This is a genomic window from Pelomonas sp. Root405, from assembly GCF_001425165.1.
Lineage (GTDB): Bacteria > Pseudomonadota > Gammaproteobacteria > Burkholderiales > Burkholderiaceae_C > Pelomonas.
The window spans coordinates 246750-271684 of record NZ_LMDU01000011.1 but is presented as its reverse complement, the minus strand read 5'-3'; the positions used below and the strand labels follow the sequence as shown (position 1 = coordinate 271684).

30 protein-coding genes are annotated in these 24935 nt (G+C 67.4%); 26 read left to right on the top strand and 4 right to left on the bottom strand.

All coding sequences use genetic code 11. The annotated features are described in order from the left end of the window. Positions 1 to 3: 3 nt before the first annotated feature. The 24 genes from ASC81_RS10790 to ASC81_RS10675 all read left to right on the top strand — a co-directional run bounded on the left by ASC81_RS10790 (position 4) and on the right by ASC81_RS10675 (position 18582). The gene (locus ASC81_RS10790; RefSeq protein WP_056266428.1) at positions 4 to 921 is read left to right on the top strand and encodes a DMT family transporter; all 918 of its coding nucleotides are present in this window, start codon (positions 4 to 6) and stop codon (positions 919 to 921) included. A 9-nt stretch (positions 922 to 930) separates the two neighbouring features. Then, entirely contained in the window at positions 931 to 1218 is a 288-nt protein-coding gene (locus tag ASC81_RS10785; RefSeq protein WP_056266426.1) for a DUF2917 domain-containing protein, read from the top strand. After that, positions 1215 to 1910 carry an aspartate/glutamate racemase family protein gene (locus ASC81_RS10780; protein WP_056266423.1) on the top strand — a complete coding sequence of 232 codons (696 nt, stop codon included), beginning with the start codon at positions 1215 to 1217 and terminating at the stop codon, positions 1908 to 1910. Before ASC81_RS10785 ends, ASC81_RS10780 begins: the two co-directional genes overlap by 4 nt. A gap of 28 nt (positions 1911 to 1938) precedes the next feature. Beyond that, positions 1939 to 3147: a PLP-dependent aminotransferase family protein gene (locus ASC81_RS10775; protein ID WP_056266419.1), complete on the top strand. Its 1209-nt coding sequence runs from the start codon at positions 1939 to 1941 to the stop codon at positions 3145 to 3147. Beyond that, on the top strand, positions 3147 to 3581 hold the full coding sequence (locus ASC81_RS10770; protein WP_056266416.1) for a GNAT family N-acetyltransferase: 435 nt from the start codon (positions 3147 to 3149) through the stop codon (positions 3579 to 3581). Before ASC81_RS10775 ends, ASC81_RS10770 begins: the two co-directional genes overlap by 1 nt. After that, positions 3578 to 4417, top strand: coding sequence for a PhzF family phenazine biosynthesis protein (locus tag ASC81_RS10765; protein WP_056266414.1), 840 nt, complete (start codon positions 3578 to 3580; stop codon positions 4415 to 4417). The genes ASC81_RS10770 and ASC81_RS10765 overlap by 4 nt, the downstream gene beginning before the upstream one ends. Before the next feature lie 10 nt (positions 4418 to 4427). Then, complete coding sequence (locus ASC81_RS10760) at positions 4428 to 5012, top strand: VOC family protein (protein ID WP_056266410.1); 585 nt, start codon at positions 4428 to 4430, stop codon at positions 5010 to 5012. Then, complete coding sequence (locus ASC81_RS10755) at positions 5012 to 5734, top strand: alanyl-tRNA editing protein (protein WP_056266406.1); 723 nt, start codon at positions 5012 to 5014, stop codon at positions 5732 to 5734. Before ASC81_RS10760 ends, ASC81_RS10755 begins: the two co-directional genes overlap by 1 nt. Before the next feature lie 124 nt (positions 5735 to 5858). Then, positions 5859 to 6374 carry a GNAT family N-acetyltransferase gene (locus ASC81_RS10750; RefSeq protein WP_056266402.1) on the top strand — a complete coding sequence of 172 codons (516 nt, stop codon included), beginning with the start codon at positions 5859 to 5861 and terminating at the stop codon, positions 6372 to 6374. Positions 6375 to 6391: 17 nt separating this feature from the next. Beyond that, positions 6392 to 7282, top strand: coding sequence for an SMP-30/gluconolactonase/LRE family protein (locus ASC81_RS10745; RefSeq protein WP_056266399.1), 891 nt, complete (start codon positions 6392 to 6394; stop codon positions 7280 to 7282). A gap of 147 nt (positions 7283 to 7429) precedes the next feature. Further along, entirely contained in the window at positions 7430 to 7921 is a 492-nt protein-coding gene (locus tag ASC81_RS10740; protein WP_056266397.1) for an ATP synthase subunit I, read from the top strand. Positions 7922 to 7943: 22 nt separating this feature from the next. Continuing rightward, positions 7944 to 8798, top strand: a complete 855-nt coding sequence (atpB, locus tag ASC81_RS10735) for a F0F1 ATP synthase subunit A (protein ID WP_056266394.1) — start codon at positions 7944 to 7946, stop codon at positions 8796 to 8798. A gap of 69 nt (positions 8799 to 8867) precedes the next feature. Then, entirely contained in the window at positions 8868 to 9143 is a 276-nt protein-coding gene (gene atpE / locus ASC81_RS10730) for a F0F1 ATP synthase subunit C (protein ID WP_056205553.1), read from the top strand. A 72-nt stretch (positions 9144 to 9215) separates the two neighbouring features. Then, positions 9216 to 9686 (top strand): F0F1 ATP synthase subunit B, encoded by a 471-nt coding sequence (locus tag ASC81_RS10725; RefSeq protein WP_056266391.1) that lies wholly within the window; start codon positions 9216 to 9218, stop codon positions 9684 to 9686. Next, positions 9687 to 10220 (top strand): F0F1 ATP synthase subunit delta, encoded by a 534-nt coding sequence (locus tag ASC81_RS10720; protein ID WP_056266388.1) that lies wholly within the window; start codon positions 9687 to 9689, stop codon positions 10218 to 10220. Between the two features lie 98 nt (positions 10221 to 10318). Further along, entirely contained in the window at positions 10319 to 11872 is a 1554-nt protein-coding gene (gene atpA / locus ASC81_RS10715) for a F0F1 ATP synthase subunit alpha (protein ID WP_056266385.1), read from the top strand. A 58-nt stretch (positions 11873 to 11930) separates the two neighbouring features. Beyond that, positions 11931 to 12803 (top strand): F0F1 ATP synthase subunit gamma, encoded by an 873-nt coding sequence (gene atpG, locus ASC81_RS10710; protein WP_056266381.1) that lies wholly within the window; start codon positions 11931 to 11933, stop codon positions 12801 to 12803. A 42-nt stretch (positions 12804 to 12845) separates the two neighbouring features. Next, a complete protein-coding gene (gene atpD / locus ASC81_RS10705) occupies positions 12846 to 14261 on the top strand; it encodes a F0F1 ATP synthase subunit beta (protein WP_056266379.1) in 1416 nt (471 codons plus the stop codon). A gap of 71 nt (positions 14262 to 14332) precedes the next feature. Then, positions 14333 to 14746 (top strand): F0F1 ATP synthase subunit epsilon, encoded by a 414-nt coding sequence (locus ASC81_RS10700; protein WP_056266377.1) that lies wholly within the window; start codon positions 14333 to 14335, stop codon positions 14744 to 14746. A gap of 21 nt (positions 14747 to 14767) precedes the next feature. Continuing rightward, a complete protein-coding gene (locus ASC81_RS10695) occupies positions 14768 to 15877 on the top strand; it encodes a SpoIIE family protein phosphatase (RefSeq protein WP_082536433.1) in 1110 nt (369 codons plus the stop codon). Between the two features lie 90 nt (positions 15878 to 15967). Then, complete coding sequence (locus ASC81_RS10690) at positions 15968 to 16654, top strand: CsgG/HfaB family protein (protein ID WP_056266370.1); 687 nt, start codon at positions 15968 to 15970, stop codon at positions 16652 to 16654. Between the two features lie 11 nt (positions 16655 to 16665). Then, entirely contained in the window at positions 16666 to 17058 is a 393-nt protein-coding gene (locus ASC81_RS10685) for a DUF4810 domain-containing protein (RefSeq protein WP_056267491.1), read from the top strand. Positions 17059 to 17068: 10 nt separating this feature from the next. Next, the gene (locus ASC81_RS10680) at positions 17069 to 17749 is read left to right on the top strand and encodes a DUF799 domain-containing protein (RefSeq protein WP_056266367.1); all 681 of its coding nucleotides are present in this window, start codon (positions 17069 to 17071) and stop codon (positions 17747 to 17749) included. 2 nt (positions 17750 to 17751) lie between these two features. Further along, on the top strand, positions 17752 to 18582 hold the full coding sequence (locus ASC81_RS10675) for a D-hexose-6-phosphate mutarotase (RefSeq protein WP_056266363.1): 831 nt from the start codon (positions 17752 to 17754) through the stop codon (positions 18580 to 18582). 7 nt (positions 18583 to 18589) lie between these two features. Here ASC81_RS10675 and ASC81_RS10670 read toward each other — a convergent pair whose 3' ends face one another. From ASC81_RS10670 to ASC81_RS10660, 3 genes are read right to left on the bottom strand one after another with little or no spacing between them, the layout of a single operon-like run. Continuing rightward, the gene (locus ASC81_RS10670) at positions 18590 to 19108 is read right to left on the bottom strand and encodes a TPM domain-containing protein (protein WP_056266360.1); all 519 of its coding nucleotides are present in this window, start codon (positions 19106 to 19108) and stop codon (positions 18590 to 18592) included. Continuing rightward, the gene (locus tag ASC81_RS10665; protein WP_056266357.1) at positions 19108 to 20016 is read right to left on the bottom strand and encodes a YgcG family protein; all 909 of its coding nucleotides are present in this window, start codon (positions 20014 to 20016) and stop codon (positions 19108 to 19110) included. Before ASC81_RS10665 ends, ASC81_RS10670 begins: the two co-directional genes overlap by 1 nt. Positions 20017 to 20023: 7 nt before the next feature. Further along, positions 20024 to 20638: a LemA family protein gene (locus tag ASC81_RS10660; RefSeq protein ID WP_056266352.1), complete on the bottom strand. Its 615-nt coding sequence runs from the start codon at positions 20636 to 20638 to the stop codon at positions 20024 to 20026. 115 nt (positions 20639 to 20753) lie between these two features. Between ASC81_RS10660 and hemE the strand changes: the two genes are divergently transcribed. Beyond that, on the top strand, positions 20754 to 21833 hold the full coding sequence (hemE, locus tag ASC81_RS10655) for a uroporphyrinogen decarboxylase (protein ID WP_056266349.1): 1080 nt from the start codon (positions 20754 to 20756) through the stop codon (positions 21831 to 21833). A gap of 318 nt (positions 21834 to 22151) precedes the next feature. Next, positions 22152 to 24227, top strand: coding sequence for a primosomal protein N' (locus tag ASC81_RS10650; RefSeq protein ID WP_056267487.1), 2076 nt, complete (start codon positions 22152 to 22154; stop codon positions 24225 to 24227). On the opposite strand, the gene ASC81_RS10645 is transcribed toward ASC81_RS10650, so the two are convergent. Continuing rightward, a complete protein-coding gene (locus ASC81_RS10645) occupies positions 24224 to 24910 on the bottom strand; it encodes a hypothetical protein (protein WP_056266344.1) in 687 nt (228 codons plus the stop codon). The two genes, ASC81_RS10650 and ASC81_RS10645, sit on opposite strands and share 4 nt — an antisense overlap. Positions 24911 to 24935 lie beyond the last annotated feature (25 nt).

Sequence of the window (24935 nt, the reverse complement as noted above, 5' to 3'; positions counted from 1 at the left end):
GCCATGTCAGGGCTTCCCACTTCCACCACGGTCTCGACCACCATGGCGTCCGATGCAACGCGGGGTCTGCTGCTCGGCGTGGCCGGCGTGTTCATCTTTGCGCTCAGCATCCCGATGACGCGCCTGGCCGGCGGCAGCGCTGCGGCGCCGCAGCTGGACCCGGCCTTCGTCGCCTTCGGCCGCGCGGTGGTCGCCGGCCTGCTGTCGGTGGCCTACCTCGCCGCCACCGGCGCGCGCCGGCCGCGTGCTGGTGAATGGGGACCGCTGGCCTTCACGGCCGCCGGCGTCGTGTTCGGCTGGCCGTTGCTGCTGGGCGTGGCCGTGCGGCATGTGGACGCCGTGCATGCCTCGGTCGTGTCGGGCGTGCTGCCGCTGGCCACGGCTGTCATTGCCGCGCTGGTGCTGCGCCAGCGGCCGAGCGGTGGCTTCTGGGCGTGCGCCTTCGCCGGGCTGGCGCTCGTCATCGGCTTTGCGGCCTGGCGCGGCGCGGGCGGGCTGGAGATGGCCGACGGGCTTTTGCTGGGTGCCGTGGTCTGCGCATCAGCCGGTTACGTCAGCGGTGCGCGGCTGTCACGTGTCATGACGGCCGAGCAGGTGATCTGCTGGGTGCTGGTCATCAGCCTGCCCATCACCGTGCCGTTGGCCGTGCTGACACGGCCGGCCGCACCGGTGGCGGCGTCGGCCTGGGTGGGCTTTGCCTATGTGTCGCTGTTCTCGATGTGGATCGGCTTCTTCGCCTGGTATCGCGGCCTGGCGTTGGGGGGCACGCTGCGTGTCAGCCAGGTGCAGGTGCTGCAGCCTTTCTTGTCGATGCTGCTGGCGGTGCCCTTGCTGGGCGAGCGGCTCGACGCGATGAGCGTGGTCTTCGCCTTCGCCGTGCTCGCGGTGGTGTGGCTGGGCAAGCGGCAACCCGTCAACTAGGAGATCGCCATGAACGAAGCCTTCACGACCCGACTGGGCGCCGGTCAGGCGCTGACGCTGGCCGCCGCACGCGCGCCGCGCCGCGTCGTGGTGACCAGTGGCCGGCTGTGGCTGACGCTGTCCGGCGGCACGAATGACCACTGGTTGCAGGCCGGCGAGGGACTGATCCTGGCCGCGGGGCAGGAGGCCGTCGTCGAGGCCTGGCCCGAGGCGGCCTTTCAGCTGCTGCTGCCGGCGCCGCAGCGCCGCCCGGCCCGGCCGGCGCCGGGATGGCGCCTCGTGCTGGCGGCGGCATGAAGACGCTGGGCATCCTGGGCGGCATGAGCTGGGAATCGACCCAGCATCTGTACGCGCTCATCAACCGCGGTGTCGCGGCGCGCCTGGGTGGCCTGCACAGCGCCCAGCTCGTGTTGCACAGCGTCGACTTCGCGCCGATTGCCGCGCTGCAGTCCGCTGGCGACTGGACCGAAGCGGCGCGTGTGCTGGGCGACGCGGCGGCCGGCCTGCGGCGCGCCGGCGCCGAGGCGCTGCTGATCGCGACCAACACCATGCACCTCGTCGCCCGCGAGATCGAACAGGCGGCCGGCCTGCCGGTGCTGCACATCGTCGACGCGACGGGCGAGGCGCTGCTTGCCGCGGGCGTGCGCCGCGCCGGCCTGCTGGCGACGCGCTTCACGATGGAGCAGGCCTTCTACCGCGACCGCATGCGCGAGCGCTTCGGCATCGAGCTCATCACGCCCGACGAGGCGGGGCGCGCCGAGGTCCACCGCCTGATCTACGAGGAGCTGTGCCGCGGCCGCTTCGAGCCGGCCTCTCGCGAGGTGCTGCGCGCGCAAGTCGCGGCGCTGGCTGATCGGGGCGCGCAGGCCGCCATCCTGGGCTGCACCGAGCTGGGCCTGTTGTTGCCGGTCAGCTCGGCGGCGGCCGTTCCGCTGTTCGACTCCACCGATTTGCAGGCCCGCGCCGCCGTCGACTGGATGCTAGGCTGACTCCTTTGAAATTCCACGTAACGCCACCATGAGCACCGTCTGGACCCAAGCGCGCCGCGCCGCGCGGATGAACCCGTCCATCATTCGCGAGATCCTCAAGGTCACCGAGAAGCCGGGCGTGCTGTCCATGGCCGGCGGCCTGCCCAGCGCCGATACCTTTCCGGTCGCTGAGCTGAAGGCCGCCTGCGACCGCGTGCTGTCGCAGGCGCCGCGCGAGGCCCTGCAATACGCCGCCAGCGAGGGCTATGCGCCGCTGCGCGAATGGGTGGCCGCGCGAGTCGCTTCACTCGGCATGACCGTCAAGCCCGAGCAGGTGCTGATCACCAGCGGCTCGCAGCAGGGGCTGGACCTGGTCGGCAAGATCCTCTGTGACGCCGGCGCACCGGTGGCCGTCGAGACGCCGACCTACCTTGGCGCGTTGCAGGCCTTCACGCCCTTCGAGCCGATCTTTGCCAGCCTCGCCAGCGACGACCAGGGGCCGCGCCCCGAGGCCATTGCGGCCCTGCCGCATGACGCGCCTGGCACACGCTTCAGCTACCTGCTGCCCAACTACCAGAACCCCACGGGCCGCGTGATGGACGCGCAACGGCGGGTCGAGGTCGTCGAGGCGTCGCGCGGCGCCGGTGTGCCCATCGTCGAGGACAACCCCTATGGCGACCTGTGGTTCGACGAGCCGCCGCCCGATGCGCTGTCCAGCCTGTGGCCCGAGGGCTCGCTCTATCTGGGCTCGTTCTCCAAGGTGCTGACGCCGGGTTTCCGCCTGGGCTATCTGATTGCGCCGCCGGAGCTGTACCCCAAGCTGCTGCAGGCCAAGCAGGCGGCCGACCTGCACACGCCGGGCTTCAACCAGCGCGTCGTGCACGAGGTCATCCGCAATGGCTTCCTGGACAACCACATCCCGACCATCCGCGCCCTCTACAAGGCCAACCGCGATGCGATGGCGGCAGCCCTGCGCGAGCACCTGCCGCCGGGTTGCGACTACCTGTCGCCGCAGGGCGGCATGTTCTTCTGGATCCGCCTGCCCGCGGGCCTGGACGCGATGGCGCTGCTGCCCCAGGCGGTGGACGCCGGCATTGCTTTCGTCCCAGGCGCGGCCTTCTATGCCCACCAGCCGGACCCACGCACGCTGCGCCTTTCCTTTGTCACGTTGACGCCGGACCTGATCCGCGAGGGCGTCGAGAAGCTGGGGCGCCTGTTGCACGAGGCGCTGGAACTGGCCGTGGAGGCCGCGCCCTGATGCAGCGTGATGGCTACCGGCTCAGCTTTGCGCCTGAGGACATCGACGCGCGGGCGGCGCATGCCTTCCTGCGCGGCGCCTATTGGTGCGAAGGCATTCCGCTGGCCTTGGTCGAGCGCGCTGTTCAGCACTCGCTGTGCATCGCACTGCATGCCGAAGGCGAGGGCCAGGTCGGCTTTGCCCGCGTCGTCACGGACCGGGCGACGTTTGCCTATCTCTGCGACGTCTATGTGCTTGACGCCCACCGCAGCCGCGGCCTGGCGACCTGGATGATCGAGACGCTGCGGGCCCACGCCGACTTGCAGGGCCTGCGACGCTTCATGCTCTTCACCCGTGACGCCCAGCCGCTGTATGTCGGCCATGGTTTCAAGCCGCTGGCCACGCCGCAGCGCGGCATGGAAATCGTCAAACCCGGGATCTACCTCAAACCATGACTGAACTGCGCCGCTTTGCCCAGGTCGATGTTTTCACCGCCGTTCCCTTGAAGGGCAATGCCCTCGCCGTCGTCATCGACGGCGGCGGCCTGTCCGACGAGGAGATGGCCGCCTTCGCGCGCTGGACCAACCTGTCCGAGACCACCTTCCTGCTGCCGCCCACCGATCCGGCCGCGGACTACCGCGTGCGCATCTTCACGCCCGGTGGCGAGCTGCCGTTTGCCGGCCACCCGACGCTGGGCAGCGCCCACGCCTTCCTCGCCAGCGGCGGCGATGTGAAGAAGTCCGGCGAGGTCGTGCAGCAATGCGCCATCGGCCTGGTGCGCGTCAAGCGCGAGGGCGCCCGCCTGGCCTTTGCCGCGCCGCCGCTGAAACGCAGCGGCCCGGTCGACGCGACGGAACGCGCGCAGGCGATTGCGGCGCTGCGCATCGCACCGGAGTCCCTGCTCGACCTCGTCTGGTGCGACAACGGCCCGGGCTGGATGGCCGCCCGCCTGGCCGACGCGGCCAGCGTGCTGGCGCTGCAGCCCGACTTCATCGCGATGCAGGGGCTCAAGCTCGGCGTCGTCGGTGCCCATCCGGCCGGCAGCGAATGCCAGTTCGAGGTCCGCGCCTTCGTGCCCGATCTCGGCATTCCGGAGGATCCGGTCACCGGCAGCCTCAACGCCGGCTTGGCGCTCTGGCTGCAGGAGGCCGGTCTGGCGGGTGACAGCTATGTCGCGGCCCAGGGCGCCGCGCTGGGCCGCGCCGGCCGCGTGCATGTCAAGCGCGATGCCGAGGGCACGTGGATAGGCGGCGATGTGACGCCGCTGATCCATGGCCAGGTGAGGCTGTGAGCGCTGCGCCATGAGCATGGCGCTGGACCATCTCGTTGTCGGCGCGGCTTCGCTGGACGAGGGTGTCGCCTGGTGCGAGCGCGTGCTGGGCGTGGCACCGCAGCCGGGCGGCAAGCACGCGTTGATGGGCACGCACAACCGCCTGCTGCTGATCAGCGGCCCCAATCACCCGCGCTGCTATCTCGAGGTCATCGCCATCGATCCCGATGCGCCGCCGCCGGGCCGGCCGCGCTGGTTCGACCTCGATCAGCCGGCGTTGCGCCAGCGCCTGGGCGACGGGCCGGGGCTGATCCACTGGGTCGCCCGCGTGCCCAACCTGGACGCGGCGCTGGCTTGCTGGCGCAGCGAGGGTGTCGACGCTGGCGCGGCGGTCAAGGCCTCGCGCGGCAACTTGACATGGCGCATCGCCCTGCGCGAGGACGGCCGCCGCCTGCGCCGCGAGGCCTTGCCGGTGTTGATCGAATGGGGCGAGGCCCACCCGACAGACAACTTGCCCGACCAGGGCGTGCAACTGCTGGGCTTCGACGCCCGCGATGGACTGAAGGCCCGCCTGCGCACGCTGCGTGGCGAGGTCGAACTGGAGGCGATTGGCTGATGAGAACCGAGGATCTGTTCCGTGAGGACGCGACGTTGCTGACCTGCGAGGCCACGGTGGTCGCGCAAGTCGAAGGCGGCGTGCTGCTGGACCGCACCGTCTGCTATCCGCTCGGCGGCGGCCAGGCGGGTGATACCGGCTGGCTTATCAACGGCGCGCAGCGGTGGCGTATCACCGACACGCGCAAGAGCAAGGAGCACCCCGAGGCCATCGTTCACCTGGTCGACGGCGAGTTGCCGCCGGTGGGCACTGCGGTGCGTGTCGAGGTCGATGCCGCGCGCCGCGAGGCCCACCGGCGCTTTCACACGGCGACGCATCTGCTGTGCGCGCTGCTGCCCTATCCGGTCGATGGCTGCTCCATCACCGAAACGTATGCGCGGCTGGACTTCCACACCGATGAACCTTTCGACAAGGAAGCCATCCAGGCGGGGCTGGATCGGCTCGTTGCAGAAGCGCACCCGGTGGGGCACCGCTGGATCACGGAGGATGAGTTGGATGCGAACCCCGGGCTCGTTCGCTCGATGAGTGTGCAGCCACCGCGCGGCTTGGGCCGTGTTCGGGTGCTGGAGGTGGAGGGTGTGGACTTGCAGCCTTGTGGCGGCACGCATGTCTCGAACACTTCAGAGATAGGTGCAGTCGTCGTGACGAAGATTGAAAAGAAATCAGCCAAGACCCGCAGGGTTGTGCTCGGCTTTACCGAGTCGGCCAGCGGCCGGAGCTGATTTTTTTCGGGGAGCACTCATGTGAGCGTAGCGAATGTGGGTGATCACCAAAAGAAGGCAGCCAAGACCCGCCGCGTGGTCTTGGGATTTGCCGGCTGAATCCGCTGGCTAAACTGCGGCGCCTATGGCCGGCCCCGACATCCAGCTCATCACGCCCGAGTCCGCAGCGCATTGGCAGGAGACCCGACTCATCCTCCGCGAGTACGCGGCCAGCCTGGACGTGGATCTCGACTTCCAGGGCTTCGAAGAAGAGGTCGCCGCCCTGCCTGGCGCCTATGAGCCGCCGGGCGGCCTGATGTTGCTGGCCCTCGTCGAGGGGGCCGTCGCTGGTTGCGGGGCCTTTCGACCCCTGCCCGATGCCGACTACCCCAATGCCTGCGAGATGAAGCGCCTGTTCGTGCGCCCCGCATTTCGCCGATTCGGCCTGGGTCGCATCCTGGCCCAGGCGCTGATGGACCGGGCCACCGAAGCCGGCTATTCGTCCATGCTGCTGGACACGCTCGACGACATGGAAGCCGCGCGCGGCCTGTACGAAAGCCTGGGCTTTGTCGAGGTGCCGCCGTTCTACTTCAACCCCATTGCCGGCGCCCACTATCTGAGAGCCGAGCTGGGCGCCTTCCGCCCCAGTTACTTCGGATAACCGCCTAGAGTGGCGGGATGGCCCTCGACGACCTCCAGCCCCTTGGCTCCCACCGCTGCCTGCTCGGCGAATCGCCGCTTTGGCACCCCACCGAACAAGTCCTTTACGCGGTTGACATCCCCGGCCGCCAGGTGCTGCGCTGGCGCGAAGGCGCCGACGCGCCGGACGTCTGGCCGCAGGACGCCGAGCCGGGCTGCGTCGCGGCGCGCGCCGACGGCGGCCTGTTTGTTGCACGGCGCGATGGGCTGTGGACGCTGGACCCATCGACCAGCGTGCAGGAGCTGGTGAGTGCGCCGCCCTATGACGCCGCGCGCCTGCGCTTCAACGATGGCAAGGTCGACCCGGCTGGCCGGCTCTGGATAGGCAGCATCTCCGACGCCCGTGAGCCGGAGGCGGTGCTCTACCGTTTCGACGCCATGCGCTTCACGGCCGAGGTGCCGGGCTTGACGACGTCCAATGGTTTGGCCTGGAGTCCGGACGGGCGCCGCATGCATTGGTCCGACACCAAGGCGCATCGCATCTATGTGGCCGACTACGACGTCACGACGGGCGGACTGGCGGGCGCGCGCGTCTTCGCCGAGTTCGAGCCGCGCACGCCGGGCAAGGCCTACGGCGGCCGGCCTGATGGCGCGGCGATGGATGCCGAAGGTTGCTACTGGGCGGCGATGTTCGAGGGTGCCTGCCTGCTGCGCATCGCGCCGACCGGCGAGATCTTGCGGCGTGTCGAGTTGCCGGTCACCTGCCCGACGATGCCCACCTTCGGCGGCGCCGACCTGCGCACTCTTTTCATCACGACAGCTCGCGAGAAGCGTCCCGCCGACGAACTGGCGCGCGAGCCGCTGGCCGGCGCGGTGCTGCAGTTGCGGGTTGATGTGCCGGGCTTGGCCGCAACGCTGACACGGGCCTGAATCCCGTGCGGCGCGAGACGCAGGTTTACCCCGGTGTAACTCGTCACCTATAATGCGTGGCTTTGTGGATGGCGCCTGGCGCTGTCCCGGTGTAGGCAGCCCCCGGCAGTTTTGGTGGCTGTGCCGCCGACCCCAGACGCAGGCGCCATGACCGACAACGGCATCCGAACGACCTGGCCACCAGCCGCTTCAGCGGCCGGCGGCTGGGACGATGACAACGAGGAGCTGCCCGTCAAGGCCCTGAGCCGGGAAGAGGCGGCAACGCTGAAGCTGGCATTGCCGATGCTGTCGCCCTGGCGCGTGCTGGGGCTTCAGTTGGCGGTTGGGTTGCTGTGCGTGGCCGTGACATGGCTGTGGACGGCGTCCGCTGTTGCTACGGCGTCGGCGCTTTACGGCGTCGCGGCGGTGGTGTTGCCAGGCATGCTGCTCGCGCGGGGCATGACAAAGCAGGTGAACTCTGCAGTCGGTGCGACTGCGCGGTTCATGGGTTGGGAATTTTTGAAAATCGGTGCATCGATCGCGATGCTGGTGCTGGCGCCAAAGGTGGTGCCGGGCCTGAGTTGGCCAGCCCTGCTGGTCACCCTCGCGGTCTGCATCAAAGTGAACTGGCTTGCGCTTGCGTGGCGCGGCCGCAGATAGAACTGACGAGGCAGAACGAACCATGGCATCAGAAGGCCACGCAACCGCCGCCCCGACCGCTGGTGAATACATCATTCACCACCTGCAGCATGCGCAGAGCGGCAAGCAGACGGGCATCGTCGACTTTTCGGTCGTCAACCTCGATTCCATCTTCTTCAGCGTGCTGCTAGGTCTGGTGGGCAGCTTCCTGCTGTGGCGTGCCGCGAAGTCGGCGACGTCTGGCGTCCCGGGTCGTTTCCAGGCGGCTGTCGAAATCCTCGTCGAGATCGTCGCCGACCAGGCCAAGGGCATCGTCCACAACGCCAACAGCCGCAAGCTGGTGGCTCCGCTGGCGCTGACCGTGTTTGTCTGGATCTTCCTGATGAATGCGATGGACTTGTTCCCGGTGGACCTGTTCCCCTGGATCTGGCAGCAGATCACCGGCGACCACCATGCCTATCTGCGCGTCGTGCCGACGGCCGACCTGTCCATGACCATGGGCCTGTCGCTGGGCGTGCTGATCACCTGCGTGCTCTACAACATCAAGATCAAGGGCGCTGGCGGTTGGGGCCATGAGCTGATCTCGGCGCCCTTCGGCGACAAGGTCGTGCTCTACCCGGTCAACCTCGCCATGCAGCTGATCGAGTTCATCGCCAAGACCGTCTCGCACGGCATGCGACTGTTCGGCAACATGTATGCCGGCGAACTGATCTTCATGCTGATCGCCCTGATGGGTGGCGCGTGGACGCTGTCGGCCACCGGTGTCGGCCTGGCCATCGGCCACATCATCGCGGGCTCGGTGTGGGCGATCTTCCACATCCTGATCATCACGTTGCAGGCCTTCGTGTTCATGATGCTGACGCTGGTCTACATCGGCCAGGCCCACGACGCGCACTGAGCGTCACCCAGGTTTCCCCAGGCAGTTTTCCTCAACCGTTTCTCTCTCTAAATCTCTCAAGGAGTCATCGTGGAAGTTATTAGCTTTGTTGCTCTCGCCGCTGGTCTGATCATTGGTCTGGGCGCTTTCGGTGCTTGTATCGGTATCGGCATCATGGGCAGCAAGTACCTTGAGTCCGCCGCTCGTCAGCCCGAGCTGATGAATGAACTGCAGACCAAGATGTTCCTGCTGGCCGGCCTGATCGACGCGGCCTTCATCATCGGCACGGGTATCGCCCTGTGGTTCGCCACGGCCAACCCGTTCCTGGGCCAGATCGCCACGGCCCTGGCTGCCGGCGCCAAGTAATTCGACGTTGTCGTGCCGCCGTGGCCCCTAGCGCCCGGCGGTGTCCGCACTCGAACTCTGTGAGGCACCAAGGTGTTTATTAACGCGTCGCTGATCGTTCAGATGATCGTGTTCCTGATCCTGGTCGGGTTCACGATGAAGTATGTGTGGCCGCCGATCATCAAGGCGCTCGATGAGCGCGCCGCGAAGATCGCCGCAGGCCTGTCCGCCGCCGACAAGGCGAAGGCCGAACTGGCCGGTGCCGAGGCGCAGATCGCCAAGGAACTGGCTCAGACCAAGGCCGAGTCCGGCAAGCTGATCTCGGACGCCGAGAAGCGTGCCGCCGCCATCGTCGACGCTGCCAAGGGCCGCGCCGAAGAAGAAGGCGCCAAGATTCTGGCCGCCGCCAAGGCCGACGCCGAGCAGCAGGTGTCCCGCGCTCGCGAAGCCCTGCGCGAGCAGGTCGCCGCGCTGGCCGTCAAGGGCGCCGAGCAGATCCTGCACAAGGAAGTCAACGCCGGCGTTCACGCCGAGCTGCTGGCCCGCCTGAAGACGGAGCTGTAAATGGCCGAGATCGCCACCATCGCCCGCCCCTACGCGGAAGCGCTGTTCCAGGTTGCCAAGTCGCAGGACCTGGCCGCCTGGGGCCGTCAGCTCGACGCGCTGGCCCAGGTGGCGCAGGACGCCGATCTGCGCCAGTTCGCCGATCACCCCAAGGCCCAGTCTGAGCAGGTGCTCGCGGTCATCGCCGCTGCCGCCAAGCAAGACCTGGCCCCGGGCGTGCAGAACTTCCTGCGCGCCGTGATCGAGAACGGCCGCCTCGCGGCGCTGCCCGAAGTCGTTGCCCAGTACCACGTGCTGGCCAATGCCGCTTCCGGCGTGTCCGACGCGCACATCTACAGCGCCTATGAAATCAGCGACGCCCAGTTGGCCGAGCTGAAGACGACGCTGGAACAGCGCTTCGGCCGCAAGCTCGACGCGCATGTGCAGATCGAGCCGGCGCTGATTGGCGGCGTGCGCGTGGTGGTCGGCGACGAGGTGCTGGACACCTCCGTCAAGGCCCGCCTTGAGCGCATGAAGGTCGCCCTGACTGCCTGACGGCTGCCCGAGCCACCGCAAGACATCCCACCGATTCACCCTGCGACTGACCCGCCTGATGGCTGTGGTTTGGCCGCTCCGGGTACTGGAGACCCAGCATGCAACTCAATCCCGCTGAAATTTCCGAACTGATCAAGAGCCGCATCGAGGGTCTTGGAGTTGGTTCGGACATCCGCAACCAGGGCACCGTCGTGTCCGTTTCCGACGGCATCGTCCGCGTCCACGGCCTGTCCGATGTGATGCAGGGCGAAATGCTCGAATTCCCGGTCGCCAAGGACGGCAGCCAGACCTTCGGCCTGGCTCTGAACCTCGAGCGCGACTCCGTCGGCGCCGTGATTCTGGGTGCCTACGAGCACATCTCGGAAGGCGACACCGTCAAGTGCACGGGCCGCATCCTGGAAGTGCCGGTTGGCCCCGAGCTGATCGGCCGCGTCGTCAACGCGCTGGGCGAGCCCATCGACGGCAAGGGCCCGATCAACGCCAAGATGACCGACGTCATCGAGAAGGTCGCCCCGGGCGTGATCGCCCGCAAGTCGGTCGACCAGCCTGTGCAGACCGGCCTGAAGTCGATTGACTCGATGGTTCCCGTCGGCCGTGGCCAGCGTGAACTGATCATTGGTGACCGTCAGACGGGCAAGAGCGCCGTCGCCATCGACGCGATCATCAACCAGAAGGGTCAGAACATGACCTGCGTCTACGTCGCCATCGGCCAGAAGGCGTCGTCGATCAAGAACGTCGTGCGTGCTCTGGAGCAGGCAGGCGCGATGGAATACACCATCGTCGTGGCCGCCTCGGCCTCTGAATCCGCAGCGATGCAGTACGTGTCGGCCTATTCGGGCTGCACGATGGGCGAGTACTTCCGCGACCGCGGCCAGGACGCGCTGATCGTCTATGACGACCTGTCCAAGCAAGCCGTCGCCTATCGCCAGGTCTCGCTGCTGCTGCGCCGCCCGCCGGGCCGCGAAGCCTACCCCGGCGACGTGTTCTATCTGCACAGCCGGCTGCTGGAGCGCGCCGCTCGCGTGAACGCCGACTACGTCGAAGCCTTCACCAAGGGGGAGGTCAAGGGCAAGACCGGTTCGCTGACGGCCCTGCCGATCATCGAGACGCAAGCCGGTGACGTGTCCGCCTTCGTGCCGACCAACGTGATCTCGATCACCGACGGCCAGATCTTCCTGGAAACCAGCCTGTTCAACGCCGGTATCCGCCCCGCCATCAACGCCGGTATCTCGGTGTCGCGCGTCGGTGGTGCAGCCCAGACCAAGCTGATCAAGTCGCTGTCCGGCGGTATCCGTACCGACCTGGCGCAGTACCGTGAGCTGGCCGCGTTTGCGCAGTTCGCCTCCGACCTGGACGAAGCCACCCGCAAGCAGCTGGACCGCGGTGCCCGCGTGACGGAACTGCTGAAGCAGGCCCAGTACTCGCCGCTGCCCATCTCGCTGATGGCTGCGTCGCTGTACGCCGCCAACAAGGGCTTCATGGACAGCATCGAAGTGAAGAAGGTCCTGTCCTTCGAGCACGGCCTGCACCAGTTCCTGAAGACGAGCCACGCCGCCCTCCTCGCCAAGCTGGAAAACGACAAAGCGATGGACAAGGACGCCGAGGCCGAGCTGAACGCCGCGATCACTTCCTTCAAGAAGTCGTTCGCTTAAGCCACGGAACACGCGGGGCCAGGTCTCCACTTAGCCCCGCACTGAACTAGGAGTTCGAATGGCTTCAAGCAAAGAAATCCGCGGCAAGATCAAGTCGGTCGAGAACACCAAGAAGATCACCAAGGCGATGGAAATGGTCGCCGCCTCCAAGATGCGCAAGGCGCAGGAACGGATGCGGTCGGCTCGCCCCTACGCCGAGAAGATCGGCAACATCGCGGCCAGCCTCTCCAAGGCCAACCCCGAGTACCGCCATCCCTTCCTCGTGAAGAACGAGGGCGTGAAGACGGTCGGCATGGTCGTCGTCACGACGGACAAGGGCCTGTGCGGTGGTCTCAACACCAACCTGCTGCGCGCGGCCACGACCAAGCTCAAGGAAGTCGAAGCGGCGGGCCAGAAGGCCGAAGTCGTCGCCATCGGCGGCAAGGGCCTGGGCTTCATGAACCGCATCGGCGCCCGCGTCGTCGCTCATGCGACGCAGCTCGGCGACCAGCCGCACATCGAGGCTTTGATCGGCCCCGTCAAGGTGCTGCTCGACCAGTACGCCGAAGGCAAGCTGTCCGCCGTCTACCTCTGCTACACGCAGTTCATCAACACGATGAAGCAAGAGGTGAAGGTGCACCAGCTGCTGCCGCTCAAGGCCAGCGACATGGAGACCGACAAGGCCGGCCACTCGTGGGATTACATCTACGAGCCGGACGCGCCCACGGTCATCAACGAGCTGTTGATGCGCTACACCGAAGCACTGGTCTTCCAGGCCGTTGCCGAGAACATGGCCAGCGAGCAGTCTGCCCGCATGGTGGCCATGAAGGCCGCGACCGACAACGCCGGCACGCTGATCGGTGAGCTGAAGCTGGTCTACAACAAGACCCGCCAGGCCGCGATCACCAAAGAGTTGTCCGAGATCGTCAGCGGCGCCGCCGCGGTCGGTTGAGTCGCTTCGGCACGCAAAGAATTGAATTGAAGGAACGCAAAAATGGCTAACACGCAAGCAGCAGTCGGCAAGATCGTTCAGTGCATTGGCGCCGTCGTCGACGTGGAATTTCCGCGCGACCGCATGCCCAAGGTGTACGACGCGCTTAAGATGGAAGGCTCGGCCCTGACGCTGGAAGTCCAGCAGCAGCTGGGCGACGGCGTCGTCCGCACCATCGCGCTGGGCTCCTCCGACGGCCTGCGCCGCGGCACCGAGGTCTACAACACCGGCGACACCATCCAGGTGCCGGTCGGCAAGGCGACCCTCGGCCGCATCATGGACGTGCTGGGCAACCCTATCGACGAGCGCGGCCCGGTCGCTTCCGACCTGACCGCCTCCATCCACCGCGCCGCTCCTGCCTACGACGAGCTGAGCCCGTCGCAGGACCTGCTCGAAACCGGCATCAAGGTGATCGACCTGATCTGCCCGTTCGCCAAGGGCGGCAAGGTGGGTCTGTTCGGTGGCGCCGGCGTCGGCAAGACCGTCAACATGATGGAGCTCATCAACAACATCGCCAAGGCGCACAGCGGCTTGTCCGTGTTTGCCGGCGTGGGTGAGCGCACCCGTGAGGGCAACGACTTCTATCACGAGATGTCGGACTCGGGCGTCGTGGTCCAGGACAAGCTGGAAGACTCCAAGGTCGCCATGGTCTACGGCCAGATGAACGAACCCCCGGGCAACCGTCTGCGCGTCGCGCTGACCGGCCTGACGATCGCCGAGTCCTTCCGCGACGAAGGCAAGGACGTGCTGTTCTTCGTGGACAACATCTACCGCTACACGCTGGCCGGCACGGAAGTGTCCGCACTGCTGGGTCGCATGCCTTCCGCCGTGGGCTACCAGCCGACGCTGGCCGAGGAAATGGGCCGCCTGCAGGAGCGCATCACGTCGACCAAGGTCGGCTCGATCACGTCCATCCAGGCCGTCTACGTCCCTGCGGACGACTTGACCGACCCGTCGCCCGCCACGACCTTCGCCCACCTGGACGCCACCGTCGTGCTGTCGCGCGACATCGCTTCGCTGGGCATCTACCCCGCCGTGGACCCGCTGGACTCGACCAGCCGCCAGATCGACCCCAACGTCGTCGGCGAAGAGCACTACTCGACGACGCGCGCCGTGCAGCAGGTGCTGCAGCGCTACAAGGAACTGCGCGACATCATCGCCATCCTGGGCATGGACGAACTGTCGCCGGAAGACAAGCTGTCGGTGGCCCGCGCCCGCAAGATCCAGCGCTTCCTGTCGCAGCCCTTCCACGTCGCCGAAGTCTTCACCGGCTCGCCCGGCAAGTACGTGCCGCTGAAGGAAACCATCCGCGGCTTCAAGATGATCGTGGCCGGCGAGTGCGACCACCTGCCCGAGCAAGCTTTCTACATGGTGGGAACCATCGACGAAGCTTTCGAGAAGGCCAAGAAGATCCAGTGAGGATGACCGGGACGTTTCGGCGTCCCGTCTCTCACAGGACTTCTTCAATGGTTAGCTAAGGAAGATTGAACATGGCAACCCTCCACGTCGACGTGGTCTCCGCCGAAGAGCAGATCTTCTCGGGCGAGGCCAAGTTCGTCGCCCTGCCGGGCGAGAGTGGCGAGCTCGGCATCCTGCCGAAACACACGCCGCTGATCACTCGCATCAAGCCGGGCGCCGTGCGCATCGAGCGGCCTGACGGCACCGAAGAATTCGTCTTCGTCGCCGGCGGCATTCTCGAAGTGCAGCCGAATCGCGTGACCGTGCTGGCCGACACCGCGATCCGCGGCAAGGACCTCGACGAGGCCAAGGCCGTCGAGGCGAAGAAGCAGGCCGAGGAAGCGCTCAAGAACGCCAAGAGCGAACTCGACCAGGCGGCCATCCAGAACGAACTGCTGACGCTGGCGGCCCAGGTCGCTGCGCTGCGCAAGTTCCGCAAGAAGTAAGGCGCGGCCTCGCGCACAGCGATGGACGAGCAGGCGCTCGGCACATCCCAATCGAGCGCGGCCCCGGCCGCGCTCGGTGCTTGTGGCCGGCACAGCTTGGTCGTCGTCACGGGCCACGAGCCAGGAAGACGCATTCCGCTGTTAGACAAGCCCCTGGTGATCGGGCGCCGCACCGCCGCGGACCTCGTGCTGCCCGAACTGCAGGTGTCGGGTCTCCATTGCCGCGTGCAGGTCGACGCGGATCGTCCGGCGCTCAGGGTCACCGACCTCAAGTCCACCAACGGCAGCTTCATCAACAGCCGCCGCATCACGGGCAGCGCCTATCTCGCGCCGGGCAGCCTGCTGGCCGTGGGCCAGCACCTGTTCCGCCATGACTTCGAGCCGGCGGAGCCGGGCGCTCAAGTTGCACAGGAAGACACCGGGCGCGCAACCAGCGTCACCGCGTGGTTGCCGGCGCAGGGCCAAGATCAGGATCTGCAAGGCCCGCTTCGCCTCGACCACTGCTACCGCCCGGCCGAGCCGCCCCGCGGTGCCGGATTCGCCACGCTGGCCTTGCCCGGGGAGCGCGTCGGCCTGCTCCTCATCGACGTCTGTAGTCTGCATCTGCATGCCGCCCAACATGCCGTCCGCGTGCTGCGGGAGCTGCGCGCCGTCCATGACGTCAGTGGCCCTGCCGAACTCTTCGGTCTGTTGCATGCGCGCTGGCGCGAGAGCGACAACGCCGGGCTTTTCTTCACCGCCTGGGCCGCCGTCTACGACCCCGCCACCCGCCGGCTCAGCCATGCCTGCGCCGGCCAGCACCCGGCTTTGTTGCGTGTGCCTGATGGTGAGATGCAGCGTCTCGATGCCCTCAATCCGCCCATCGGCCTGCTGCCCGGCACGGCGTTCGTCGAAGAGAGCCTGAGCGTCCCTCCCGGCAGCCGCCTGCACATCTTCAACAAAGGCGCGTTCGAGTTCATCGACCGCAGCGGGCGCCGGCTGGAGCTGGACGACTTCGAAGCCCTGCTGGCCTGCCTGCCGCCCACGCTCGGCAGCGTGCCTGAGCAAGCGTTTGCTCAGCTGCGGCAGCGGGCCGAGCGCGTCGAGTTGGACGACGACTTTCTGCTGGTGCGGGCGGAGTTCGCAGCCTGAGATCAAGCAGCCAGCAATGGCAGCATCTCAATGTGGCCGGCCAGCGTCGCCAGCGTGGCTAAACTCCGGCCGCTAAATTAGGGAGAGCACATGAAAAAACTGACAACTTCTGGCCGCGGCATTCTTGCCGTCACACTAGCAGCCGCCCTCGCGGGCTGCGCGACGACGGAGCAATCGCGATCACTTGAGGTGCCCAAGGTTGCGGCGGCAACAGCGCCTGCCTACCAGGGGCCTCGTGCGCCAATTGCCGTTGGCAAGTTTGACAATCGCAGCAACTATCAACGTGGCATCTTCTCTGACGGTATTGATCGCTTAGGCGCACAGAGCAAAACCATCTTGGTCTCGCATCTGCAGCAGACCAACCGTTTCAGCGTGTTGGACCGCGACAACCTCGAAGAGTCCAAGCAAGAGGCCCAGTTCAAGGGCAGCGCACAGACCATCAAGGCCGCCGATTACCTGGTAACGGGCGCTGTCAGCGAATTCGGCCGCAAGGATGTTGGTGACAAGCAGCTGTTCGGCGTGCTGGGTCGCGGCAAGACGCAAGTGGCCTATGCCAAGGTCACGCTGAACATCGTCAATTCGACGACCTCAGAGGTTGTTTATTCGGTGCAAGGCGCAGGCGAATACAGCCTCTCCGAGCGAGAAGTGTTGGGCTTTGGCAGCACTGCGAGCTATGACGCCACCTTGAATGGCAAGGTCCTCGACCTCGCCATCCGTGGGGCGGTCAATGCGCTGACCGCGGGCATCGATGGCGGCGCGTGGAAGCCGGCACGGTGAGGGCCGCGCCGATGAAACGACTTCCTCTTGTCGCTTCTTTGATAGTGCTGGTGGGTTGCGCTCAGCCAGGCCCCAAACCGTTGTACCAGTGGGATGGCTACCAGGGGGCCGTCTACCAGTACCTGAAGTCCAATGGCAGCGACCCTGGTACTCAGATCGCGGCTCTTGAAGCTCAAGTCGCAAAGAACCAAGCCGGTGGGGTGGCCACGCCGCCCGGCATGCGCGCCCACCTCGGCTTGTTGCATTCGAAGATGGGCGACGACGCTGCCGCACGGAGCCATCTTGAGGCAGAGCGCGCACAGTTTCCGGAGTCGGCCGCTTATATCGACTTCCTGCTGAAGTCCGGCAAGCCGAGTGCTGGTGCAGGGGCCCCGGCTCCGGCGGCCAGCCAGCCCAAGACCTGAGGGAGAAAGAATGAACACGATATTTCGCGCGGTGCGCCGCTGGGCCGCGGCGGTTGGCGGTGCCATGGCGCTGCTCGCGCTTCAAGGTTGTGCTACCCCCCCCAAGCCCTACGACTACACCGCATACAAAGAGGCCAAGCCGGTCTCCATCCTGGTGTTGCCGCCCGTCAACGGTACGCCCGAAGTGCAAGCCACACCCAGCGTGATGGTGCAGATGGTGCAACCGCTGGCTGAGTCGGGCTATTACGTGATGCCTGTTTCGCTGGTCGATGAGACTTTCAAGAGCAACGGCATGCACACGCCGGATGACGTGCAACAGATCCCACCGGCCAAACTCCGCGAGATTTTTGGCGCGGACGCGGGGCTTTATGTGAAGGTCACGCGCTACGGCTCGGTCTACAAAGTGCTCAATAGCGAAACCGCCGTCACGCTAGAGGCCAAGCTGATCGACCTGCGCAATGATCGGCTGCTGTGGGAAGGCAGTGCCACCGCGTCAAGCGCCGAGCAGCAGAACAGCAGCCAAGCAGGGCTCATCGGCCTGCTCGTGCAGGCGGTTGTCGAGCAGATCATCGCGTCGACGACGGACCGCAGCCACCCCATGGCAGGGTTGGCCAGCCAGCGGCTGCTGGCGGCCGGTCGACCGAATGGCTTGCTCTACGGTCCGCGCTCGCCCAGCTACGGAAAGCCCTGACCATGCGCATCGAGCTTGTGGCCCCCGACGGTGCTCGCGCCGCTTTGAGCCTCCACGGCGGCCACCTGCTGTCCTGGCAACCCGCCGGCGCCCCCGAGCAGCTCTACCTGTCCCCCCGCAGCGAGTTCACCCCCGGCAAGGCCATCCGTGGTGGCGTGCCGGTCTGCTTTCCGCAGTTCGCCGAGCGCGGGCCGCTGCCCAAGCATGGCTTTGCGCGCACGCTGCCGTGGGAGTTGGTGAGCAGCGAGCAGGGCAAGGACGACGCGTTGGCCGTGCTGCGCCTGCGCGATAACGACGAGACGCGCAAGCTGTGGCCGCATGCCTTCGAGCTGGAGCTGAGCGTGCGCGTCGGCGGCCACACGCTCGATATTGAACTGGCCTGCGAGCACCTGGGCCAGCCGCAAGACGCACCGCTGCACTTCACCGCCGCGCTGCACACCTATCTGCGCGTGGCCGACCTGGACGCCGTCAGCGCCGAGGGCCTGGCCGGGCTGCGGTATTTCGACAGCATCAAGCAGGCCGAGGTGCTGCAGCGCATGGACCTGCTGTTGACCGGTGAGAAAGGCGTGCTGGACCTGGACCGCATCTACTTTGGCGTGAAGGAGCGGCCGCTGCTGGTGACCGAGGACCGCCGCCAGGTGGTCATCCGGCAACAGGGCTTCGAGGATGCGGTGATCTGGAACCCCGGGCCCGAACGCTGCGCCAGGCTGGCCGACATGCCGGCCGACGGCTGGTCGGAAATGCTCTGTGTGGAGGCGGCCTGCATCGGCCGCCCCATCGAGCTGCAGCCGGGCGAGAGCTGGGTGGGGCGGCAGAGCCTGACCCTGGCTTAGCCGCCGCTCAACCGAGCAAGGGTGCGTCGGGCAGTTCGTTGGGCCGCGGCGCGGCGCTGCTCGCATCGCGTGGGAAGTGCGTCACCAGCATCGCATCCACCGCGCTGATCGCATCGCCCAAGCCCTGCTCGAAATGGCCGGCGCGAAAAGCCGCCCCCATCGTCTCGACCAGCTTCTGCCAGTGGCCCGGCTCGACACGCCGTGCCAGCGCGCGGTCGGCCACGATCTCGATGCGGTGGTCCGCCAGCAGCAGGTAGATCAGCACACCGTTGTTGAGTTCGGTGTCCCACACGCGCAACTTGGCGAACATGGTGATCGCCCGCTCGCGCGCATCGGCGTCGCGCCACAGATAGCTCAGCGGCAGGCTCGCCTCGACGCAGACGCGGATCTCGCCGGTGTGGCGCATCTCGCTTTCGGCCACGCGCTGCTGCAGCCGCGCCAAAGCCTCGGCAGGCAGCACGCGGCGGGCGTCGTCTTCGTCCCACATGCGGTGGCGCATGAAGCGCTTCAAGGACAGACGCGCCATCACCAGTCTCCCGAGGCGCCGCCGCCGCCGAAGTCGCCACCGCCGCCGGACGAGAAGCCGCCGCCGCCGCCAAAACCTCCGCCGCCACCGAACCCACCGCCGCCGCCGAAGATGACGGGCGGGATGAACACGCCGCCGTGGCGGCGCGTGGCACGTGTCGAGCGCCGGGCCGAGCCAATGCCGAGGAGGCCGACCAGGACCAGCGCCCCGACCGCGGCGACGCCGGCCATGACGAGGCCGCCGCTGAACGCCCAGCCGGCCGCACCCGCCGCGCCGGCGGTCGCGACGCTGCCAAGCTTGCGGCCGAGCAGGCCGGTCAGCAGCATGCCGACGACCGGCACGCCGATGAAGAAGAGCAGCCCGAGGTCCTGGAAGCCGAAGCCTTCGTCGCCACCGCGAGGATGCGGCGCCTGGTCGGGCGCCGGCAGGCCTTCACCGGCGATGCGGGCCTGCAAGCGCTCGATGGCCGCCTTCAGTCCGCCGGCGTAGTCACCGGCCTGGAAGGCGGGTTTCATCGCCGCATCGATGATCTGCCGCGCCGCCAGGTCGGGGACCGCGCCTTCCAGCGCCTTGGCCACCTCGATGCGCATCTTGCGATCGTCCTTGGCGACGACGATCAGCAGCCCGTCGCCGACGGCGCGGCGGCCGATCTTCCATTGGTCGGCCACGCGCTGGGCATACGCGGCAATGTCCTCGGGCGCCGTGGTGGCGACCATCAGCACGGCGATCTGCGGGCCGGACGCCTGTTCGTAGGCGGCCAGCTGGGCCTCCAGCGCCTCGCGCTGCACGGCGTCCAGCGTGCCGGTCTGGTCGATCACGCGGGCGCTCAGCGGCGGCACCGGTTGCACGTCCTGGCCGTGCGCAAAGGCTGCCGCCATCAGCAGCAGCAAGGCCGTCAGCCAGCGCATCGCGCGCTCACCTGGACGCCGCGGGCGCCGTGGGCTGGGCCGTGCCGAAGTCGACGGTCGGGGCCGTCGTGATGGCCGCCTCGTTCTGCACGGTGAAGTTGGGCTTGGGGTCGTAGCCGAACACCATCGCCGTCAGGTTGTTGGGGAAGCTGCGCGTGTGCACGTTGTAGGCCGCCACCGCCTGGATGTAGCGGTTGCGCGCCACGGTGATGCGGTTCTCGGTGCCCTCAAGCTGCACGCGCAGGTCCTGGAAGCCCTGGTTGGCTTTCAGGTTGGGATAGTTCTCGGTGACGACCAGCAGGCGCGACAGCGCGCTGCTCAGCTCGCCCTGCGCCGCCTGGAATTTTTTCAAGGCTTCGGCATCGTTGACCAGTTCGGGCGTGGCCTGCACGCTCGTGGCGCGGGCGCGTGCCTCGATGACGCGCGTCAGCGTCTCCTGCTCGAAGTTCGCCTCGCCTTTGACCGTGTTGACGATGTTGGGAATCAGGTCGGCCCGGCGCTGGTACTGGCTCAACACCTCGCTCCAGGCGGCGTTGGCCTGCTCGTCCAGCGACTGGAACTGGTTGTAGCCGCAGCCGGACAGGCTGAGCACAGCGGCCAGGGTGACAAGGAATCTGATCATGGAAGGGCCTCACGGCAACAAGGTGAACCCCGCAGGGGCAAACCGCGCTCCCGCTGGCAACCCGCGCTCCCGCTGGCAACCTTCGCCGCCGACTCCAGCGAGGATAATTTCGCTCATGCTTGCCCCGCTTCAGAACGACAACTTCCTGCGCGCCTGCCTGCGCCAGCCCACCGACCACACGCCGATCTGGCTGATGCGCCAAGCCGGCCGCTACCTGCCGGAGTACCGCGCCACGCGCGAGAAGGCGGGCAGCTTCATGGGCCTGGCCACCAATCGCGACTACGCCACCGAAGTCACGCTGCAGCCGCTGGAGCGCTATCCGCTGGACGCGGCCATCCTTTTCAGTGACATCCTGACCGTGCCCGACGCGATGGGCCTGGGCCTGACCTTCCAGCAAGGCGAGGGGCCGAAGTTTGCGAAGGTCGTGCGCGACGAAGCTGCCGTCGCGGCGCTCGAAGTGCCGGACATGGACAAGCTGCGCTATGTCTTCGACGCGGTGACATCCATCCGCCACGCGCTGAAGGGCCGGGTGCCGCTGATCGGCTTCTCGGGCAGCCCGTGGACGCTGGCCTGCTACATGGTCGAAGGCGGTGGCTCCGACGATTACCGCCAGGTCAAGAGCCTGATGTATGCGCGCCCCGACCTGATGCACCGCATGCTGGACATCAATGCCCGCTCGGTCGCCGCCTACCTGAATGCGCAGATCGAAGCCGGCGCCCAGGCCGTCATGCTGTTCGACTCGTGGGGCGGCGTGCTGGCCGACGGCGCCTTCCAGGCATTCAGCCTCGCCTATTCGCGTCAGGTCTTGAGCCAGGTGAAGACCGAGCACGACGGCGTGCGCATCCCGCGCATCCTCTTCACCAAGGGTGGCGGCCTGTGGCTGGACGAGATCGCCGATGCCGGTGCCGATGTCGTCGGGCTCGACTGGACGATGAACCTCGGCAAGGCGCGCGAGCGCGTCGGCCACCGCGTCGCGCTGCAGGGCAACCTCGACCCGAATGTGCTGTTCGCGCCGCCCGAGAACGTGCGTGCCGAGGCCCGCAAGGTGCTGGACAGCTTCGGCAAGCCGACGCCGGGCAGCGGCCACATCTTCAACCTCGGCCACGGTATCAGCCAGTTCACGCCGCCGGAGAGCGTGACGGCCCTGGTGGACGAGGTCCACAGCCATTCCCGCAGGCTGCGCGCGATGCTCTGACGAGGCTCTCAAATCTGCACCAGTCCGATGACTTATCCCCAAATATCGGGATGCGTGCAGCGCGTGAAGGCCTTGGTGCAATGCACCTAAGAGTTTTCCCGAATTCGTGCTAAGTGCTTGATTTTCAACGTGACACCTAGAACGTGGCGTTGAACGCATTTGGGGCGGTTCGGCCAGTGGACGCGCTCTATCGGTCCTCCGGGGCGGATTTGCTCACAAACTTATCCACAGAAATTGTGGGCAACCCAAGCGCCTTTTAAATCATGCACTTGCAGCCGCTTGCTGAGCCATCGCTTCATAAGAAGCGTGGAGCTGCGCATGGTTGAGCGGCAGCCCTCCGCCACGGTACGTGTCGCCGTCGACGCGCCCCAGCACAGCGGCCTGGCCGACCCGCTTGATTACGCCAGTGAGCAGGCGCTCGCACCGGGCTGTCTGGTGCGCGTGCCGCTGGGCAGGCGCGAACTTCTGGGGGTGGTGTGGCCGGGCGAGGGCACGCCTGCGCCGGACCTGGTTTTGCGGCCCGTCGCCGCAGTTTTCGACACCCTGCCGCCGCTGGGCGCGGACTGGTGCCGGCTGCTTGATTTCGCCGCCGGCTATTACCAACGCAGCGTGGGCGAGTTGGCCAGCGCCGTGCTGCCGCCCCAGCTGCGCGAGCTGTCCCCCGCTCAGCTGGCGGCGCGGCTGCGCAAGCTGGACAAGAAGCCGGCCAAGACGGTCGCGCCCACGCCGGTGCTGCCCGAGCTGGCGCCCGAGCAGGCCTTGGCCGTCGAGCGCATTGCCGCCCAGATCGACGCGCCGACGCCGAAACCACTGCTGCTCTTCGGCGTGACCGGCAGCGGCAAGACCGAGGTCTATCTGCGCGCCGCCGAGGCGGCACTCGCCGCTGGCCGCCAGGTACTGGTGCTGGTGCCCGAGATCAACCTAACACCGCAGTTGGAGGCCCGCTTCACCGAGCGCTTCGCCGCGCTGCTGCCGCAGCCGCTGGCCATCGTGTCGCTGCACAGCGGGCTGACGCCCGCCCAGCGCCTGCAGCACTGGCTGGCCGCCCACCTCGGCCGAGCGCGCTTGGTGCTGGGCACGCGGCTGGCCGTGTTCGCTTCAATGCCGCAGCTGGGGCTGATCGTTGTCGACGAGGAGCATGACCCCTCCTACAAGCAGCAGGACGGCGCCCGCTACTCGGCGCGCGACCTGGCGGTGTGGCGGGGTTTCGATATGAAGATCCCCGTTGTGCTCGGCTCGGCCACGCCGTCGCTGGAGAGCTGGCAGCACGCCGAGTCCGGCCGTTATGAGCGCCTGACACTGGCCGCCCGCATCGGTGGCGGCGCGCTGCCTCGGGTGCGCCTCTTCGACATGAAGGCCTTGCCGCCAAGCGCCGGCGTCACCACCGCGCTGACCGCACCGCTGCTGGCTGCGCTGAAGGAGCGCCTGGACCGCGGGGAGCAAAGCCTCGTCTTCCTGAACCGCCGCGGCTATGCGCCGGTGCTGCACTGCGGTGAATGCCAATGGAAAAGCGACTGCCCGCACTGCAGCGCCTGGCGTGTCTTCCACAAGCGCGACCGCACACTGCGTTGCCATCACTGCGGCTTCACCGAGCGCGTGCCCCGCGCCTGCCCCAACTGCGGCAACCCGGACATCGCGCCCATTGGCCGCGGCACCGAGAAGCTGGAGGAGCAGCTGACCGAGGCCCTGCCCGGTGCGCGCGTGCTGCGCATCGACGCCGATTCCACGCGCCGCAAGGGTGAGCTGGAGGCGCAGCTCAAGGCCGTGCACGATGGCGATGTGGACATCCTCGTCGGCACGCAGATGATCACCAAGGGCCACGACTTCCGCCGCATCCGCTTCGTCGCCGCGGTGAACCCGGACGGGGCCCTCTTCAGCAGCGACTTCCGCGCGCCCGAGCGCCTGTTCGCGCTGCTGATGCAGGCCGGTGGTCGTGCCGGGCGCGACGCCGAACGTGACGCGGAGGGCGCGACGCCGGCCGAGATGTGGGTGCAGACCTGGCACCGCGACCATGCGCTCTACCAGGCGCTGGCGCGGCACGACTACGAGCGCTTCGCCAGGACCCAGCTTGAAGAGCGCCGCTCGGCCAGCCTACCGCCGTTTTCGCACTTGGCGCTGCTGCGCGCCGAGGCACGCACCGCGGAAGCGGCCAAGGCCTTCTTGACGGCCGCGGCCGAGCTGGCGCAGGACGAGGGCGTGCTCGTTTACCCGCCGGTGCCGCACGCCGTGGCGCGCGTGGCCGACGTGGAGCGCATGCAGATGCTAGTAGAAGCCACGCAGCGCGCGCGGCTGCAGGCCTTCCTGCGGGTCTGGGTGCCCGAGCTGATCGCGCTCAAGCGCGACCACAAGCCGGTGCTGCGCTGGGCCGTCGACGTCGACCCGCTGGCGATCTAGCGCTGAGCCGCGCGATCCAGCGTGCTCGCCAGGGCGACAGCTCGGCGCATTTCGGCGCGGCGGCGCAGCGTGCGCGGCAGCAGGAAGGCGCCGGCCAGGGCCGCCAGCGTCAAGGCCAGCGTGCCGGGCTCGGGGATGCGGTTCAGGCGGACATCGTCGAGGTTGGCGCCGAGGCTGTCGCTGGTGCCGACCGACGCGAAGCTCAACAGGTTGCGGCCGCCCTGGGCTGTCACGCGGTACTGATGCTGGGTCCAGTCGTTCTGGCTGCCGCCCAGCCCGGTGAGGGTGGCGCCGAGCGCATTGCCGTTCCAGAACACCTGCATGCCATTGCTCGACGCTGCCACGTTCTGGCGGGGCGCATACCAGAAGCTGAGGTCGTAGCTGGCGCCGCTGCTGAGGTTGTCCAGATACTGGCCGATCAGCGAATTGCCCGTCGTGTCCAGCTCGATGTAGTTGCGGCCTTCCTGGGCGGCGCCGGCGACGTTGTTGCGGATCTCGAAACCAGTGCCCGGGCCAGCCAGCCAAGTCCAGCCCGCGGTCGACGCGACATTGACCCAACTGCCATTGCCCACCACCGTGCTTTCGAAGCCGCCGTTGACGAGCAGGTTGCCGGCGGGCGCCGGTGCGGCGAGGGTGGTCGCGCTGGAAGCGAACAGGGCGAGCAGAGCGAGGGTGCGTTTCATCGGGGCGCGGGGCTGGGTGGGGTTG

Coding starts and splice junctions, on each gene's coding strand:
- ASC81_RS10790 (WP_056266428.1), top strand. CDS start 4: ATGTCAGGGCTTCCCACTTCCACCACGGTCTCGACCACCATGGCGTCC.
- ASC81_RS10785 (WP_056266426.1), top strand. CDS start 931: ATGAACGAAGCCTTCACGACCCGACTGGGCGCCGGTCAGGCGCTGACG.
- ASC81_RS10780 (WP_056266423.1), top strand. CDS start 1,215: ATGAAGACGCTGGGCATCCTGGGCGGCATGAGCTGGGAATCGACCCAG.
- ASC81_RS10775 (WP_056266419.1), top strand. CDS start 1,939: ATGAGCACCGTCTGGACCCAAGCGCGCCGCGCCGCGCGGATGAACCCG.
- ASC81_RS10770 (WP_056266416.1), top strand. CDS start 3,147: ATGCAGCGTGATGGCTACCGGCTCAGCTTTGCGCCTGAGGACATCGAC.
- ASC81_RS10765 (WP_056266414.1), top strand. CDS start 3,578: ATGACTGAACTGCGCCGCTTTGCCCAGGTCGATGTTTTCACCGCCGTT.
- ASC81_RS10760 (WP_056266410.1), top strand. CDS start 4,428: ATGAGCATGGCGCTGGACCATCTCGTTGTCGGCGCGGCTTCGCTGGAC.
- ASC81_RS10755 (WP_056266406.1), top strand. CDS start 5,012: ATGAGAACCGAGGATCTGTTCCGTGAGGACGCGACGTTGCTGACCTGC.
- ASC81_RS10750 (WP_056266402.1), top strand. CDS start 5,859: ATGGCCGGCCCCGACATCCAGCTCATCACGCCCGAGTCCGCAGCGCAT.
- ASC81_RS10745 (WP_056266399.1), top strand. CDS start 6,392: ATGGCCCTCGACGACCTCCAGCCCCTTGGCTCCCACCGCTGCCTGCTC.
- ASC81_RS10740 (WP_056266397.1), top strand. CDS start 7,430: ATGACCGACAACGGCATCCGAACGACCTGGCCACCAGCCGCTTCAGCG.
- atpB (WP_056266394.1), top strand. CDS start 7,944: ATGGCATCAGAAGGCCACGCAACCGCCGCCCCGACCGCTGGTGAATAC.
- ASC81_RS10720 (WP_056266388.1), top strand. CDS start 9,687: ATGGCCGAGATCGCCACCATCGCCCGCCCCTACGCGGAAGCGCTGTTC.
- atpA (WP_056266385.1), top strand. CDS start 10,319: ATGCAACTCAATCCCGCTGAAATTTCCGAACTGATCAAGAGCCGCATC.
- atpG (WP_056266381.1), top strand. CDS start 11,931: ATGGCTTCAAGCAAAGAAATCCGCGGCAAGATCAAGTCGGTCGAGAAC.
- atpD (WP_056266379.1), top strand. CDS start 12,846: ATGGCTAACACGCAAGCAGCAGTCGGCAAGATCGTTCAGTGCATTGGC.
- ASC81_RS10700 (WP_056266377.1), top strand. CDS start 14,333: ATGGCAACCCTCCACGTCGACGTGGTCTCCGCCGAAGAGCAGATCTTC.
- ASC81_RS10695 (WP_082536433.1), top strand. CDS start 14,768: ATGGACGAGCAGGCGCTCGGCACATCCCAATCGAGCGCGGCCCCGGCC.
- ASC81_RS10690 (WP_056266370.1), top strand. CDS start 15,968: ATGAAAAAACTGACAACTTCTGGCCGCGGCATTCTTGCCGTCACACTA.
- ASC81_RS10685 (WP_056267491.1), top strand. CDS start 16,666: ATGAAACGACTTCCTCTTGTCGCTTCTTTGATAGTGCTGGTGGGTTGC.
- ASC81_RS10680 (WP_056266367.1), top strand. CDS start 17,069: ATGAACACGATATTTCGCGCGGTGCGCCGCTGGGCCGCGGCGGTTGGC.
- ASC81_RS10675 (WP_056266363.1), top strand. CDS start 17,752: ATGCGCATCGAGCTTGTGGCCCCCGACGGTGCTCGCGCCGCTTTGAGC.
- ASC81_RS10670 (WP_056266360.1), bottom strand. CDS start 19,108: ATGGCGCGTCTGTCCTTGAAGCGCTTCATGCGCCACCGCATGTGGGAC.
- ASC81_RS10665 (WP_056266357.1), bottom strand. CDS start 20,016: ATGCGCTGGCTGACGGCCTTGCTGCTGCTGATGGCGGCAGCCTTTGCG.
- ASC81_RS10660 (WP_056266352.1), bottom strand. CDS start 20,638: ATGATCAGATTCCTTGTCACCCTGGCCGCTGTGCTCAGCCTGTCCGGC.
- hemE (WP_056266349.1), top strand. CDS start 20,754: ATGCTTGCCCCGCTTCAGAACGACAACTTCCTGCGCGCCTGCCTGCGC.
- ASC81_RS10650 (WP_056267487.1), top strand. CDS start 22,152: ATGGTTGAGCGGCAGCCCTCCGCCACGGTACGTGTCGCCGTCGACGCG.
- ASC81_RS10645 (WP_056266344.1), bottom strand. CDS start 24,910: ATGAAACGCACCCTCGCTCTGCTCGCCCTGTTCGCTTCCAGCGCGACC.